Annotated in this window: 13 protein-coding genes; 8 read left to right on the plus strand and 5 right to left on the minus strand. The window is 72.1% G+C overall.

The genetic code is table 11. The annotated features are described in order from the left end of the window. On the minus strand, nt 1-2,070 hold the full coding sequence (locus QSK15_RS04820) for a serine/threonine-protein kinase (RefSeq protein WP_285793062.1): 2,070 nt from the start codon (nt 2,068-2,070) through the stop codon (nt 1-3). A 206-nt stretch (nt 2,071-2,276) separates the two neighbouring features. Here QSK15_RS04820 and QSK15_RS04825 point away from each other — a divergent pair, with 206 nt between their 5' ends. Further along, complete coding sequence (locus QSK15_RS04825) at nt 2,277-3,860, plus strand: acyl-CoA mutase large subunit family protein (protein WP_285793063.1); 1,584 nt, start codon at nt 2,277-2,279, stop codon at nt 3,858-3,860. Between the two features lie 459 nt (nt 3,861-4,319). Then, entirely contained in the window at nt 4,320-5,579 is a 1,260-nt protein-coding gene (locus QSK15_RS04830) for an amidohydrolase (RefSeq protein WP_285793064.1), read from the plus strand. Here the strand turns inward: QSK15_RS04830 and QSK15_RS04835 are convergent. Further along, nucleotides 5,536-6,498, minus strand: a complete 963-nt coding sequence (locus QSK15_RS04835; RefSeq protein ID WP_285793065.1) for a DUF4349 domain-containing protein — start codon at nt 6,496-6,498, stop codon at nt 5,536-5,538. The genes QSK15_RS04830 and QSK15_RS04835 overlap by 44 nt on opposite strands. A gap of 93 nt (nt 6,499-6,591) precedes the next feature. Between QSK15_RS04835 and QSK15_RS04840 the strand changes: the two genes are divergently transcribed. The 4 genes from QSK15_RS04840 (at nt 6,592) to QSK15_RS04855 (ending at nt 10,054) form a co-directional block, all read left to right on the plus strand. Next, a complete protein-coding gene (locus tag QSK15_RS04840) occupies nt 6,592-7,224 on the plus strand; it encodes an MBL fold metallo-hydrolase (RefSeq protein WP_285793066.1) in 633 nt (210 codons plus the stop codon). Nucleotides 7,225-7,228: 4 nt separating this feature from the next. After that, entirely contained in the window at nt 7,229-8,194 is a 966-nt protein-coding gene (locus QSK15_RS04845) for a hypothetical protein (RefSeq protein WP_285793067.1), read from the plus strand. Between the two features lie 104 nt (nt 8,195-8,298). Further along, a complete protein-coding gene (locus QSK15_RS04850) occupies nt 8,299-9,033 on the plus strand; it encodes an SCO6745 family protein (RefSeq protein WP_285793068.1) in 735 nt (244 codons plus the stop codon). 61 nt (nt 9,034-9,094) lie between these two features. Further along, on the plus strand, nt 9,095-10,054 hold the full coding sequence (locus tag QSK15_RS04855; protein ID WP_285793069.1) for a GNAT family N-acetyltransferase: 960 nt from the start codon (nt 9,095-9,097) through the stop codon (nt 10,052-10,054). A 75-nt stretch (nt 10,055-10,129) separates the two neighbouring features. Here the strand turns inward: QSK15_RS04855 and QSK15_RS04860 are convergent, their stop codons facing one another. Beyond that, nucleotides 10,130-10,585 (minus strand): gamma-glutamylcyclotransferase family protein, encoded by a 456-nt coding sequence (locus tag QSK15_RS04860; RefSeq protein ID WP_030328953.1) that lies wholly within the window; start codon nt 10,583-10,585, stop codon nt 10,130-10,132. A 106-nt stretch (nt 10,586-10,691) separates the two neighbouring features. On the opposite strand from QSK15_RS04860, the gene QSK15_RS04865 reads away from it, so the two are divergent. Next, nucleotides 10,692-12,095: an NAD(P)H-quinone dehydrogenase gene (locus QSK15_RS04865; RefSeq protein ID WP_285793070.1), complete on the plus strand. Its 1,404-nt coding sequence runs from the start codon at nt 10,692-10,694 to the stop codon at nt 12,093-12,095. Between the two features lie 39 nt (nt 12,096-12,134). Here the strand turns inward: QSK15_RS04865 and QSK15_RS04870 are convergent, their stop codons facing one another. Further along, entirely contained in the window at nt 12,135-12,770 is a 636-nt protein-coding gene (locus tag QSK15_RS04870) for a DUF998 domain-containing protein (RefSeq protein WP_285793071.1), read from the minus strand. A gap of 134 nt (nt 12,771-12,904) precedes the next feature. Beyond that, entirely contained in the window at nt 12,905-13,525 is a 621-nt protein-coding gene (locus QSK15_RS04875; RefSeq protein ID WP_285793072.1) for a DedA family protein, read from the minus strand. 502 nt (nt 13,526-14,027) lie between these two features. On the opposite strand from QSK15_RS04875, the gene thrS reads away from it, so the two are divergent. Further along, nucleotides 14,028-15,245, plus strand: coding sequence for a threonine--tRNA ligase (gene thrS / locus QSK15_RS04880; protein WP_285793073.1), 1,218 nt, complete (start codon nt 14,028-14,030; stop codon nt 15,243-15,245). Nucleotides 15,246-15,271 lie beyond the last annotated feature (26 nt).

The raw sequence follows: 15,271 nt of genomic DNA on the forward strand, positions 1-15,271 counted from the left end.
TCAGCCGTCCCCGGTGAGCTGGAACGTCCGCGCCATCTCGTCGAAGATCGGCTTGCTTTCCGCGAACTTGGCGTCCGTGGCGGTCAGGTAGAACGAGTACGCCTTGCCGTCCTGCGCCACGCCCCGCCACACGCCGTGCCGCATGGTGTCGCCCTCGCCGCAGGTGTATTCGAATTCGGCGGCCGGCTTGCTGGCCAGCTGGGTTTCGGTGGAGGCCGAGACCTGGTTGTACGGCTTGACGCAGGAGGTGCTCCTGGTCTTGAGGCCGTTCTCGGCCGTCTCCGCCCACCGGGCGGAGCTGCTGGTCCACTTCTCGGTGATGATGCGGACCTTGCGGCCGCTGTCCTCCGGGTCGATGTAGTCGGTGTACGACCCGCCGGTGGCCTTCTTCCAGCCCTTCGGCACCATGACCTGGATCCCGCGCGCCGTGTGCTCCTGCATCTCGACGGTGGGGGCCGCCGGGGCGGACGGGGTGGGCTGCGCGGCCGGGGTGTTCGGCGACGTCTTGTCGTCGTCGCCGCCGGAGAGCGCCACCACGCTGAGCAGCAGCACGACGACCAACCCGCCGGCAGCGGCGAGCTGGACCTTGCGCGGCCAGCCCTTGACCGTGGTGACCAGCTGACCCCCGGTGGCCCGGACCTTGTCCAGAGCGCTGCCGCCGGACGTGGCGGGCGCGGTGGCCCAGGGCTGGCCGGTGCCCGGCACCGACCACTGGTTGCCGCCGTAGGTGCCGCCGACGCGCTGGGTGGCCTCCGGTGCGCCGCCGTACCCGACCTGCTGGGTGGCGTCGGCCGGGTTGCCGTAGCTGACCCGCTGGGTGGCGTCGGGGTGCCTGCCGGCGTCCACCCGCTGGGTGGCATCCGCGTTGCCGCCGTAGGTGCGCCCGGCCGCCGGTCGGCCGGCGGCCGGCATCGCGCCGGTCGGCGTGTGCAGCGGGCCGGCCAACGCGTCGGCGCTGGTCTCGTCGAGCCCACCCGTGGCGGCGGCAGCGGACGCTGCCTGCTGACGCTTGCCCCGGCGCAACGAGGACAGCCGGTCGGTCAGGGACTCACCCGGGGCCAGCATCGCCGGGCCACCGATCTGGCTGTCCGGCTTGGGCTCCGGCTGGGCCGGCGGGAGGACGGGCACGGGGCGTTGCTGCACCGGCACCACGGCGTACGGGTCGGTGACCGAGTGCACCGCCGTCGCCGTGCTGCCCAGCGGGCCGGCGAGCAGCTCGCGCAGCATGGCCCGGGAGGTGTGCACGTCCAGTCGACGCGCCGGGTCCTTCTCCAGCAGACCCATCAGCACGCGGGTCAGCGGGCCGCTGCGCTGCGGCGGGGCGGGTGGGTCCTCCACCACCGCGTGCATGGTCTCGATCGGGTCGCCCTTGTCGAACGGGGGCCGCCCCTCGACAGCGGTGTAGAGCGTCACACCCAGCGAGAAGAGGTCGCTGGGTGGGCCGAACTCCTGGCCCATGGCCCGCTCGGGCGAGATGAAGTGCGGCGAGCCGAGCACCATGCCGGGGGTGGTGAGCTGCACGTCCGTGGGCATCCGGGCGACGCCGAAGTCGGTCAGCACGCACCGCCCGTCGGAGCAGATCAGCACGTTGGCCGGTTTGACGTCGCGGTGCAGTACGCCGATCGCGTGGGCGACCTCCAACGCGCCGAGCAGCGCGATACCGATCTTGGCGACGGCGCGGGGCGCGACCGGCCCGTCCTCGATCACCATGTCGGCCAGGCTGCGGGCGTCCAGCAGCTCCATCACGATCCACGGCCGGCCGGCCTCGGTGACCACGTCGTACACCTGCACCACGGCGGGGTGCTGGATGGCGGCGGCGGCGCGGGCCTCGCGCAGGGTGCGTTCGTACATCGCGTCGCGGTCGCTGGGGGCCAGCCCTGGGGGCAGGACGACCTCCTTCACCGCCACGTCACGGCGCAGCAGGGTGTCTGTGGCACGCCACACCGTGCCCATGCCGCCGTTGCCCACCGAGGACCGCAGCGAGTACCGGTCACCAATGGTGGTGCCGGGCGCCGCTCGTCCGTTGGCGGGACTAACTGGTCCGCCGCTCCACGTCGGGATCTGAGTCACAGAAAAGCCACCGGGGGAAATCGAGGGGGGCTGGGACACAACCCCCCTATCTTGCTGGTTCCGACGCCCGATGCGAAAGCCGACGCGACGGACGTTTATCGAAGTCAACAGAACGTGCCCTGTCGTTCACCTGGTGTCGACCGGTCGGGACGCACTGTGCGGTATCCCTCACCCGACGACGTGGCCGGGCGTCCTACCATCCGGGGATGAACCAACGGCGGTCAAGTGAGTCCGGTTTCCCGATCAACGGCGTCTACTCGGAGGCCGACCTTCCGGAGGACCTGGACTCCCGGCTCGGCAGCCCCGGCGAGTTCCCGTACACCCGGGGCGTCTACCCCACCATGTACACCTCCCGCCCGTGGACCATGCGCCAGTACGCCGGTTTCGGCACCGCCACCGAGTCCAACGCGCGGTACCACCAGCTGTTGCGGGCCGGCACCATGGGACTCTCGGTCGCGTTCGACCTGCCGACCCAGATGGGCTACGACTCCGACGACCCGATCGCGCACGGCGAGGTCGGCAAGGTGGGCGTCGCCATCGACTCCATCGAGGACATGCGGCTGCTCTTCGCCGACATCCCACTGGACAAGGTGTCCACCTCGATGACCATCAACGCGCCCGGTTCGGTGCTGCTGCTGCTCTACCAGCTCGTCGCCGAGGAGAACGGGGTGCCGGGCACGGCACTCAACGGCACCATCCAGAACGACATCCTCAAGGAGTACATCGCCCGGGGGACGTACATCTTCCCGCCGAAGCCGTCACTGCGCCTGGTGGCCGACACGTTCGCGTACTGCCGCAAGGAGGTGCCGAAGTGGAACACCATCTCCATCTCCGGCTACCACATGGCGGAGGCCGGCGCGACGCCCGCGCAGGAGATCGCGTTCACCCTGGCCAACGGCGTGGAGTACGTGCGGGCTGCGCTGGCCGCGGGGCTCGCCGTCGACGACTTCGCGCCCCGGCTGTCGTTCTTCTTCGTGGCCCGCACCACGCTGCTGGAGGAGGTGGCGAAGTTCCGCGCCGCCCGGCGGATCTGGGCCCGACTGATGCGCGACGACTTCGGCGCCAAGGATCCGAAGTCGATGATGCTGCGGTTCCACACCCAGACCGCCGGCGTGCAGCTCACCGCGCAGCAGCCGGAGGTGAACCTGGTCCGGGTGGCGGTACAGGGGTTGGCAGCGGTGCTCGGCGGCACCCAGTCGCTGCACACCAACAGCTTCGACGAGGCGATCGCGCTGCCCACCGAGAAGGCGGCCCGGCTCGCGCTGCGTACCCAGCAGGTGCTGGCGTACGAGACGGACCTGACCGCCACCGTCGACCCGTTCGCCGGCTCGTACGTGGTGGAGGCGATGACCGCCGAGATCGAGGCCGCCGCCGTCGAGCTGATGGAGCGGGTGGCTGACCACGGTTCGGCGGTGGACGCGATCGAGGCCGGCTTCCAGAAGCGGGAGATCGAGCAGTCCGCGTACCGGATCGCCCAGGAGATCGACTCGGCGGAGCGGGTGGTGGTCGGGCTCAACCGGTTCACCGTGGACGAGGAGGAGCCGTACGAGCCGCTGCGGGTCGACCCGGCGATCGAGGCGGCCCAGGCCGACCGGCTGGCCCGGCTGCGCGCCGAGCGGGACGCCGACGCGGTGGCGCGGGCGCTGGCCGATCTTCGGGCCGCCGCCGAGGGTACGGAGAACGTGCTGTACCCGATGAAGGAGGCGCTGCGGGCCCGGGCGACGGTGGGCGAGGTGTGCGGGACGCTGCGCGAGGTGTGGGGGTTGTACCGGCCCACCGACCGTTTCTGAGCGTGCTCGGTCGCGACTGTACGGCCCGAGGGCACTGTGTGTCGGTCGGGCCGAGCGGGTATCCGGTCGGTTGAGCCGGGACGCACACCCTGTGCGCCCACGGCGGGTGGCTGCGTGTGAGCGTCCTTATCCGGCTCGTTGCTCAGTGTGGTCGGCTAATTGTCGGAGTGTCAGTTCACCACCCCGACTAATGCGACAATTTGGCAACGGGTTCCGACTGGTGCCGGGATTCGTGACCGCCGCGATTGGTTACGCGTTGTAGGAGGTGAGGGGCCGATGACGGCGTTCGACCGTGATCTACCTGCTGTCCCCCGCCTCGACGAGCGCCCTCAGCAGGGCATACGTGACTCTGTGCGGTCCGATCATTACCGTAACGAGGTTGCGCAGCGTCACCGTCGGAGGTCTAGGCTGTCTGCTGTCCCCGATGATCCATCCATCTCTAGTGATCGAGAATTCGACGTGACGAGTGCGTTGACGCTGCCCACGGGTGGCCAGCTGGCGTCGTCCTGGCCGGAGACGCCATCCGGATCCCAGCCCCTGCCCCGCGAGCTGGATCACCTTCTCGCGCTCCGGGTACCGGGGCTGATCGCTACGCGCCGTCACATCCACTCGCACCCTGAGCTCTCCGGCAACGAGTTCGAGACGGCCGCGCTGATCGCCCGGGAGTTGTCGCTGGCCGGGTTGAGCCCGCGCCTGCTGCCCAAGGGCAACGGCGTGATCTGCGACATCAACGGCCGGCCGGACGGCCCGGTCGTGGCGCTGCGCGCCGACATCGACGCCCTGCCGCTCGACGACCCCAAGGACGTCCCGTACCGGTCGACCGTGGAGGGCGTCTGCCACGCCTGCGGGCACGACGTGCACACCACGGTCCTGCTCGGCGTCGGCATGCTGCTGGCCCAGCTCGCCGACCTCGGGGAGCTGGACGGCCGGGTCCGGCTGATCTTCCAGCCGGCCGAGGAGATCCTGCCCTGCGGTTCGCTGGAGGTCATTGAGGCCGGCGGTCTGGACGATGTGGTGCAGATCTTCGCGCTGCACTGCGATCCGAACCTGCCGGTGGGTCAGGTCGGCCTGCGGGTCGGTCCGATCACCGCGGCCGCCGACAACGTGACGGTCCGGCTCTCCGGCCCGGGCGGGCACACCGCCCGCCCGCACCTGACCGTCGACCTGGTCGACGCGCTCGGTCGGCTGATCACCGAGGTGCCCGCCCTGGTCAGCCGCCGGGTGCCGGCCAACAGCGGCCTGCTGCTGGTCTTCGGCCACGCCTCGGCCGGCACCCGCTACAACGTCATCCCGTCCGAGGCGAGCGCCTCCGGCACCCTCCGGGTGATGGACCGCGACACCTGGGAGCAGGCTCCCAAGATCGTCGCTCAGGTGGTACGGGATGTGATCGCGCCGACCGGCGCCACTGTCGACCTGGAATACCTGCGCGGCCGTCCGCCGGTGTGCAACGACTCCCGCGCCATCCAGGTGCTGACCGCCGCCACCGCCGCCGCGCTCGGCCCGGAGGGGATCGCCGAGACACCGCAGAGCATGGGCGGCGAGGACTTCTCCTGGTATCTGGAGTACGTCCCCGGCGCCCTCGCCCGGCTCGGCGTGGGTCGCTCAGGCCCCAACGTCGACCTGCACCGGGCGAGCTTCGACGTGGACGAGCGGGCCATCCCGGTCGGCGTCCGGGTCATGGTCCAGACCGCGCTGCGGGCACTGGCGGCGGTGCGCTGACCGGCGCGACCAGCGCCGGGGACCTGCGCCGCCGGCGCAGCACCACCAACAGCACCGCCAGCGGTACGCCGAGCGCCACCAGCCACGGCAGCAACGCGCCCAGCACCGTCAACAGGACGGTCATCGAGACGACGAACGCCTTCCAGCCGCCCCTGAGCCCCACCAGGAAGCCGGTCTCGTCCTTCTCCTCGGTGGCCTTCGCCGCCGGTCCGGCCAGCGCCACGGTGATCGTGGAGAGGGCGGTCAGGTCGGCCAGGCGTCGCTTCTTGGCCTCCAACGAGGCCAGGTCCGCCTCCCGGCGACCCAATTCGTTCTCCAACGACACCAGGTCGGTGATCGAGGTGGCCCGGGCCAGCAACCGGCGGGCGCTGTCCACCCGTGCCCGCTGACTGGTGATCCGCGCATCCAGGTCGACGGTCTCCTCGGTGACGTCCTGAGTGTTGATCTCCCGGTTCTGCTGCCGACCGAGCTTCGCGATCTCCTCCACCACGCCGGTGAACTTCGCCGCCGGCACGCGCAGCACCAGCTCCGCCACCGCGTCGGCGTCGGCACTGCGCCGCTGGTCCCCACCGACGAAACCACCGGCCCGAGTGGCCACGGCGGTGGCCTCGCGGGCGGCCGAGTCCACATCGTCCACCTGCACCCGCATCGTTCCGGTGTAGATGATCGCCCGCTGGTCCACCCGCAGGTCCGGTGCGCCGGCACCGGCCGCCTCAGGTGCGCCCGCGGCGGCGTCCCGGGGCACCTCGCCGCCCTTCGCCGGCGGCGCCTCGACCGCCGAGCCGGCCGTGTCCTGTGCCCCACTGTCGCCGGCACCGCATCCTGTCAGCGCCAGCGCGGCCGCCAGTGCTGTCGCCACCAGCAGTGCACCGCGGCGTCGTCCCACCTGTCCGTCCATCCCCGCTCCCATCGTCGTCAACCGGTGTGGCGATAGCTCGGACGCGACGCACACTCCGGCTGGTTCCGGCAGACTGCGCTGAGGACGTCACGATTCGATAATCGAGGAGTCACGATGCGACTCACCAAGTACGCCCATTCCTGCCTCCGGGTGGAACACGATGGGGGAGTCCTCGTCGTCGATCCCGGGGTGTTCAGTGACACCACGGCGGCGCTGGACGGTGCGGACGCGGTGCTGATCACTCACCAACACCCCGACCACCTCGACCTGGCAGCGGTGCGCCTCCAGCTCGACCGACGGCCGTTCCCGATCCACGGCCCCGCGTCGCTCGCCGAGGCCCTGGGCGACGCGGCCGACGCGCTGCGCCCGGTCGACGTCGGTGAGTCGTTCACCGCCGCCGGGGTCGCCGTGCGCGCGTACGGGGGACGGCACGCCGTGATCCACCCCGAGATCCCGGTGATCGACAACCTCGGTTACCTGATCAACGACGTGGTCTACCACCCAGGCGACTCCCTGGTGGTGCCCGACGAGACACCCGTCGACACGCTCTTCGCGCCGATCCACGCCCCCTGGTCGAAGTTCTCCGAGGTGCTCGACTTCATCCGCGCGGTCGCGCCGCGGCGCGCGTACGCCCTGCACGACGCGCTGCTCAACGACAACGGGCTGGGTGTGCTGGACCGGCAGTACGCGGCGATGTCCGGCACCGAGTACCAGCGACTGGAGCCCGGCAGTCGGGTGGACGTCTGACCCGATGCCCGGCCTCTCCGCGGAGCTGGTGCAGCAGCTCTACCGCACCCCACCGGACCGGTTCGTGGCCGCCCGGGAGGCCGCCGTGGCGCAGGCCCGCCGGGCCGGTGATCCGGCCACCGCCCGGGAGCTGGCCCGGCTGCGTCGCCCGACGGTGGCCGCCTGGTTGGTGAATCTGCTCGCCATCCGACGTCCGGAGCTGGTCGCCGATCTGGTGCAGCTCGCCGACGCCCTGCGGTCCGCCCAACGGGAGCTGCGCGGGCCCAAACTGCGGGAGCTGTCCGCGCAGCGCCGGGCAGTGGTCGGCGCTCTGGTCGCCGAGGTGCGCAAGCTCGCCGCGGCCGAACCGGACGCGCCACCGGCGAACCGGCTGCCCCTGGCCGAGGTGGAGGCGACGCTGAACGCGGCGTTCTCCGACGTCGAGGTCGCCGAGCAGGTGCGGGCGGGTCGGCTGCTGCGGGCGGCCAGCTACGCCGGCTTCGGTGAGGTGCCCCGGCCACAACTGCGGCTGGTCAGCGGCGATGACGAGGAGCGCGACGAGGAACGCCCGGCGGGCGCCCAGCGGGGGCGACCCGAGGCGGCACCCCGTACGGATCGGGCGGCGGAGCGGGCCGAGCGGGCCGCGCAGCGGGCGGCCCGAGCCGAGCGGGCCCGGCAGCGCCGCGCCCTGGACCGCGAGTTGGCGAAGGCCCAGGCCGACCAGGAGCGGGCCGAGGCGGAACTGACCGAGGCGACCGGGCAGGAGCGCGACGGTGCGGCCGTGCTCGACGGGCTCGAGGCGGAGCTGGCCGAGTTGGAGCGGCGGCGCGCGGTCGCCGAGCAGGATCTCAGCCGGGCCAAGCTCGCTCGGCGGGCCGCCGAGCGGGCGGTCACCGTGGCCCGGCGGCGCGCCGGGGAGGTCGAGGCGGCGATCGAGGCACTGGCGGCCGAAGAGGGGGATGCGGACGCGGGCGGTGGCGCGGCAGACTGACCATTGATGGACGACGACGAGTGCGCGGGCCGTGCACGGTGGGTGGCCGTGGGTCGGGGCGTGGTCGGGCGCGGCGGGTCGGGCCGCGCGAAGGGGGCCCCGCGGTGACCCCGGAGCAGGTCGCGGCTGCCAGCAAGCCTGTCGTGCTCGACCTGGGCGACGCCTTCAGCCGGGACCCGACCACGTTGCGCCGGGCCCGACTGCTCGGCATCTCCGGGTGGGCCTTCTACATCAGTGGCCGGGCCGGCGCGCTCGGCGATGTGCGGGCCGAGACGGCCGCCGCCGCCCTCGGGTTCATCTCACCGGACGCTGTCGCCGACGGTTGGGACGCTGCCGCCCGGGTCGTCCCGCCGTTCCAGGTGGCCGCCGCGAGCCTCGCCGAATGCTGCCGGTGGGGGGCGCAGCAGCTCGGCCCCCTGCCCGGTGCCGAACGCCTGTCCGCGCTCGTCGAGCGGGCCGTCGTCGCGGCCGACACCAGTGGGATGCCGCTTTTCGCCGCGTGGCGGGCCATGCCCCTTCCGGATCTCTCTCCCGGGGCCCGCAGCGCCGCCGGGCTGCGGCTGCTCCGGGAACACTTCACCGGCGCGTACCTGCTCGCGGTACGGGCCGCCGGGATGACCCCGCTGGAGGCGGTGTTGGCCGGGCCGGAGGGGGAGGCCGGGGCGGTGGCCTGCGGGTGGCCGCCGCCGTACCCGCCGATCGGGCCGCTGGTGCGCCGCCGGCTCTGGGCGGAGGCGGTGACCAACCGGTTGGCCGCGCCGGCGTTCACCGCCCTCGGGCCGGCCGACGGCGCGGAGTTGGTGGAGTTGCTGCACCGCACCCGGGTCGAGCTCGGCTGAGGCCTCCGCCAGCCGGAAAATGGGCGGCGCCCCGCCGCCTCGGCTGCCAGGATGTCCTGCCGTGACCCTTCCCGCTGGTTGGACAACGCGCCGCCCCACCCTCGACGACGTGCCGGCGATCCTCGCGGTGGTGCACGCCGCCGACACCTTCGCCATCGGCCACCCCGACTTCGACGCCGAGGACGTCGCGGCGTCGCTGACCGCCAGCCACTTCGACCCGACCCGGGACTCCTGGTTGGCGATCGACCCGGACGACACAGTGGTCGGCTGGGCGACGGTGGACAACCCGAGCGGGGTGGGCAGGGAGTTCGTGGAGGTCTACGTCGAGCCGGTGCGGGCCGCCGCCGTCCGCGCGCCGTTGCTGGTTCGTCAACTGGACCGGGTCGCCGAGCGCGCGGCCGAGCGGGGGTTGCCGTCGCTCACCGTCCGCTGCGCGGTCTTCGCCCCCGAACACGACTGGGAACAGACGCTGCGCGCGCTCGGTTTCGCCCGCGTGAAGCGGTACGTCCGAATGAGCCGACCGTTGGACGACCTGCCCGACGAGCCGGCCGCACCTCCGGGCGTGACAGTGCGGCAGGTCCGCCCGGACCACGAGACCGACCTGGTGGAGTTCCACCGGATCTACGAGGCCGCCTTCGGTGACACCCCGGACCACGAGCCGTTGTCGTACGAGCGGTGGCGGGCCCGCATCGGCGACCTGACCGCCTGGGACGAGTGGTTCGTCGCCGAGGTGGACGGGGCGCCGGTCGGCGCGTTGCAGTCCTCGGATCAGGCACTCGACCAGCAGTCGGGCTGGGTGAAGGCCCTCTCGGTGCTGTCCGCGTACCGTCGCCGGGGTGTGGGTGCGGCGCTGCTGCGCCGCGCCTTCGCCCGCTACGCCGAGAAGGGGCGGAAGTCGGCTGGTCTGGGCGTCGACCTCACCAACCCGACCGCCCCGCTGTCGCTCTACCGCTCGGTGGGGCTGCGGGAAACCCACTGGACCGACATGTACGAACGGTCCGTCCCGGCGGCCCGTGTGTGATTGACGACCCCGGGCGGGCCCGACCGGGGTCGCGGTCGACAGCGGTAGCAGACTGAAGGGGTGCGATACGCGCTGCTACGCCGACGCGGTGCCGGTGGGGCGGGCCCGCAGTTCGGTGACGTAGTCGTCCGGGGCGCCCGCCTTCTCGGCGGCGTTCGCGATCTCCGACAGATACCACGAGGTCGGCAGGCCACCCTCGTACCCGTTGAAGACGTAGATCCACGCGGTCACGTCGCCGTCGAGGGTGGAAACCCGGACGTGCAGCTTGCGGTACGTCCCGGCGGCGACGCCCTCCAGCTCGTCGAGCTGCTCGGCGTCGTACGGGTGGATGTCGTAGAGCGCCACGAAGACCCGGTCACCGGGAGACTCGACGAGGGTGCTCACCGCACCCTCCCAGCCGATCACGTCCGCCCCGGCGAAGGTCAGCCGCCAGCCCTCCAGCCAGCCGGTGCCCACCATCGGCGAATGCGGACAGTAGGCGCGCATTCGGGCGGGGTCGAGATTTGAGCCGTAGGCGGCGTGATGACGCACGGCGATGACGATAGCCCGGCCGACGGGTGGGGGAGAATACGACAGTGCGTGTCGAACGCGTTCGGGAGAAGAAAGTCACTGTGAGCATGGATGAAGGGCGAACGCTGTGAGCCAGATCGTGATCATCGGTGGGGGGCCGGCCGGGTACGAGGCGGCACTGGTCGCCGCCCAGCTGGATGCCGATGTCACCGTGGTGGAGGCCGACGGGGCCGGCGGCGCCTGTGTGCTCTCCGACTGCGTACCGTCGAAGACCTTCATCGCCAGCTCGGGGGTCGTCACCGGATACCGGGACACCGAGGAGTTCGGGGTCCACTCGGACGGCCTGGAGGCGGTCACCGTCGACGCGCGGGCGGTGCACGAGCGGGTCAAGCGGCTCGCCCTGGCGCAGTCCGCCGACATTCACGCCAAGCTGCTGAAGGCGGGGGTCACCTTCGTGGCCGGAACCGCTCGGCTCGGTGAGGACTCCCTCGGGCACACCCACCGGGTCGTCGTCAGCCCCGCCGACGGCGGCGAGGAGTACTCGATCGACGCGTCCACCGTGCTGGTGGCCACCGGCTCGACCCCCCGCCAGCTGCCCACCGCCGTACCGGACGGTGAGCGCATCCTGACCTGGCGACAGGTGTACGACCTGCCGGAGCTGCCCGAGCACCTGATCGTGGTCGGGTCCGGCGTGACCGGTGCGGAGTTCGCCAGCGCGTACCTGGCCATGGGGGTCGAGGTGACCCTGGTCTCCAGTCGCGACCGGGTGATGCCCCACGAGGACGCCGACGCCGCCTCCGCGATCGAGCGGGTGTTCCGCAACCGGGGCATGGAGATCCTCAACAACTCCCGGGCCGACGCGGTCCGGCGTACGGCCGAGGGCGTCGAGGTGGAACTCTCCGACGGCCGTAAGGTGACCGGCTCGCACGCGCTGATCACCGTCGGTTCGATCCCGAACACGGCCAACCTGGGCCTGACCGAGTACGGGGTGCAGCTGGGCCGGGGCGGCTACGTGACGGTCGACAGGGCTTCCCGGACCAACGTGCCGGGCATCTACGCCGCCGGTGACTGCACCGGCGTGCTGCTGCTGGCCAGTGTCGCCGCCATGCAGGGCCGGATCGCCATGTGGCACGCGCTCGGCGAGGCGGTCCGCCCGCTGCGGCTGCGGACCGTCGCGGCGAACGTCTTCACCGATCCTGAGCTGGCCACGGTGGGTGTCTCGCAGGACGAGGTGGACGCGGGTAAGGTGCCGGCCCGACAGGTGATGCTGCCGTTGTCCGGCAACGCCCGGGCCAAGATGGACGACCTCTCCGACGGTTTCGTGAAGCTGTTCTGCCGCCCGGCCAGTGGACAGGTGATCGGTGGTGTGGTGGTCGCTCCGAAGGCCAGCGAGCTGATCCTGCCCATCACCATGGCGGTGGAGAACAACCTCACCGTCAACGAGTTGGCTCAGACCATCACCATCTACCCGTCGTTGTCCGGCTCGATCACCGAGGCCGCCCGCCAGCTCATGCTGCACGAGCTGGAGTAACCGCCCCTTCTCGGCGATCATGGAGTTGTGGTGGGCGGTTCACGCCGCGATGCCCCTTTGGTGAGGCGCCGCAACTCCATGATCGACGGCCGCGCGGGTCTGGGCCAGCGCGATGGTCGCCAGCACTGCCACCTCGGTGACGATGAGCAGTCGCTCGGCCAGGCCGATCAGCAGACGGTCGCCGGGGTAGGCGGACCAGATCATCGCCGCCGCCAGGGCCAGGCTCAACAGGACGAGGGTGCGGAGCGTCCCGGCGATCGGCGCCAGCTCGGATCGACGGGCGAGCAGCCAACCGGCCGCCGGCAGTGCCAGAAAGGCGACCACCGAGGCGTACCGGTGCACGTAGGCCGCCGTGGTCATGGCGGTGCCCGGTTCGTTCGTCGGCACCACCGCGGCCAGCAGCAGCCCGGTCACCCACGCGCCGAGCAGCAGTTCGGCTGCGGGCCGTGCCGGCGCGGCGCGACGCAGTCCGTACAGCAGCGCCACGGTGGCGAGCGCGAGCACCACCATGGCGATGTCGATGACGCCACCCCGGTCGGAGACCGCGAAGTCGCTGATGGTCAACGCCCACGGGTTGAGGTCGTCGTTGACTTCGAGGTGGCCGATCACGGTGAGCAGCGCTGCCAGGGCGATCCCGCCCAGGGCCAGCAGACCGGTACTCCGGGTTCCAGGCATGCCTCAGCCTGTCGCCGTGGGCACCCCAGCCGGATCCGGGACAGCCACCGAAATCTCTCCCCGGGACCACCCCTAGAGGCCTCCGGACATGGCGCCGTCGGGCATCCGTGGATCTCCCGCGGATCCAGCGACACTCAGTCGATGGGGACGTCGACTGCGGCGGCGGCGCGGGCGTGGCGGGCGCTGACCAGAGTCATGGCCCAGCCGGCTGCGGCGAAGCCGGCCGCCGCGGCGGTGGCGATGATGGCCAGCCGCCACGCCGACTCGGTCAGCGCGGTGCCGCCCAGGTGCCCGACCAGGGCACCGTAGGTGGCCCAACCCAGTGCGGCGACGGCCTCGTAGAGCACGAACAGGCGGTAGGGGTAGCGGCTGCGCCCGGCTGAGAAGCAGGCCGCCATCCGGCCGCCGGGCACGAACCGGCAGAGCAGGATGACCAGCGGCCCGGGTTGTCGCAGCCCCTGGGTGACCCGGCTGGCCACCCGGCGGGCGCGGCTCAGCTCGGCGTGCCGGGGCGGGCGCCGGTCCGGCGCGCTCCGTCCGAGCAGGTAACAGGCCAGGTCACCGGCGAACACGCCGAGCGCGCCGACGGCGATGGTGACCGGCAGGCTGAGCCCGCCGTAGACGGTGAGCGCCCCACTGGTGATCATGACGATCTGGGTGGGAATCACCGGTACGAAGGCGTCCGCGATCAGCAGAGCGAGCAGCACCAGGTACGCCCACGTCGGCGACGCGACGTCAGTCAGAAGTTCGGGCACGCCTGCCACCTCGCCGGATGCGGCCGATTGGGTGTCTTGAGCCTGACGTCGTGTCCGGCGTCACCGTGGAGGGCCCCGGCCCGTCGTGACCGTCGACACCACCGGGCCACCCAGCTGCAACGAGACTGATCGCTGCCGGGTGACGGGTCCAGGGGACCGTCCACCCGTTCGAGGCGGGCGGCGGATCGGCGTTCGTCGGCGTACCGTTGTCGGCGCGGCCACGCCCGTCGGGTCCCCCGTTCCTGACGATTCGGCCGCCAGGGCCGCCGGCGGGTCCCGCGCCGGCGGCCCACCCCGTAAATCCAGGTGCGTCCCCGATCGTCGCGCGGGTACGGTCGCCCCATGCGCAGCGCGGTAGTGCAGACCACGACGCCGGGAATCCCCGGCGCGCCGCTCTGACGTAACCACCGTCGACCAGGCCCCGGGGCGATCCGCCCCCGAGGGCAGTGCGCCGAACGGAGCTCAGGTCGCCTCCGGGTCGTACCCGATCCAGGAGCCCGACATGATCGACCACCGTAGGCTCGGCCGCGAGCTGGACCTCTTCGTCTCCGATCCGCTGGCCGGCGCCGGCCTGCCCATCTGGCTGCCGGCGGGCGCCGCCGCCCGGCACGCCGTCGAGGAGTACGTCCGGGAGTTGGAGCACCGCTCCGGCCACCAGCACGTCTACTCGCCGCCGCTGGGTAAGCGGGAACTCTTCGAACTCTCCGGTCATCTCGGCTACTTCGCCGACGACATGTTCCCGCCGATGCGGCTGAGCGCCGACGACGAGTTCGTGCTCCGGCCGGCGCTCTGCCCGCACCACGCGCTGGTCTTCCGGGCGCGGGGGCGCTCCTACCGGGAGTTGCCGTTGCGGATCGCCGAGCTGGGCGGGATGTACCGCTCGGAGCGCTCCGGCGTGCTCGGCGGGCTGTCCCGGGTTCGCGCCATCTCGCTCAACGACGCGCACACCTTCTGCGCCCCCGAGCAGGTCGGCGCGGAGGTCGTCGAGATCCTCGGGCTGATCCGCGCCGCGCACGCCGCGCTCGGCGTCCGTCCGGCCGGGTTCCGGTTGTCGCTGCGCGGGCCGGGCGAGAAGTACGTCGGCGACGACGCGCAGTGGGCCCGTGCCGAGGCGCTGCTCCGGGAGGCGCTGGCCGGGGTGGAGTACGTGGAGGCGCCGGGGGAGGCCGCCTTCTACGGCCCGAAGATCGATATTCAGATCGTCGACGCGGCCGGCCGGGAGTCGACCATCTCCACCATCCAGGTGGACTTCGACAAACCGGAACGGTTCGACCTGTCGTACACCGACTCGGATGGCAGCCGGCGTCGACCGGTCATGCTGCATCGCAGTCTGGTCGGCAGCATGGAGCGGTTGTTCGCGTACCTGATCGAGGTGCACGAGGGGGCGTTCCCGGCCTGGTACGCGCCGGTGCAACTGGTGCTGCTGCCGGTCGACGACGGCCAGGCCGACGCGGCGGCCGACCTGGCCCGACGGGCGGCCGAGGTCGGCCTGCGGGTCGAGGTCGACGTCGCCGGCTCGCTGGGCGCCCGGGTCCGGGACGCGGCCCGCCGCCGCGTCCCGTACCTCGGGGTGTTGGGTGCCCGGGAGGTGGCCGACGGCCACCTCGCACTGCGGCTGCGCGGCGGCCACGCCCTGGCCCCGATGCCTGCCGACGCCGCGCTCGCCCTGATCGGCGGGCAGGTCGCGGCCCGCGCCGCCGACCTGCTGCCGCAGGGCTGACCGACTGCCGGATCCGGGGCGGACCG

Source organism: Micromonospora sp. NBRC 107095, assembly GCF_030269705.1.
Taxonomy (GTDB): Bacteria; Actinomycetota; Actinomycetes; order Mycobacteriales; family Micromonosporaceae; genus Micromonospora; species Micromonospora parva.

Coding starts and splice junctions, on each gene's coding strand:
- QSK15_RS04845 (WP_285793067.1), top strand. CDS start 7,229: ATGCCCGGCCTCTCCGCGGAGCTGGTGCAGCAGCTCTACCGCACCCCA.
- QSK15_RS04840 (WP_285793066.1), top strand. CDS start 6,592: ATGCGACTCACCAAGTACGCCCATTCCTGCCTCCGGGTGGAACACGAT.
- thrS (WP_285793073.1), top strand. CDS start 14,028: ATGATCGACCACCGTAGGCTCGGCCGCGAGCTGGACCTCTTCGTCTCC.
- QSK15_RS04825 (WP_285793063.1), top strand. CDS start 2,277: ATGAACCAACGGCGGTCAAGTGAGTCCGGTTTCCCGATCAACGGCGTC.
- QSK15_RS04870 (WP_285793071.1), bottom strand. CDS start 12,770: ATGCCTGGAACCCGGAGTACCGGTCTGCTGGCCCTGGGCGGGATCGCC.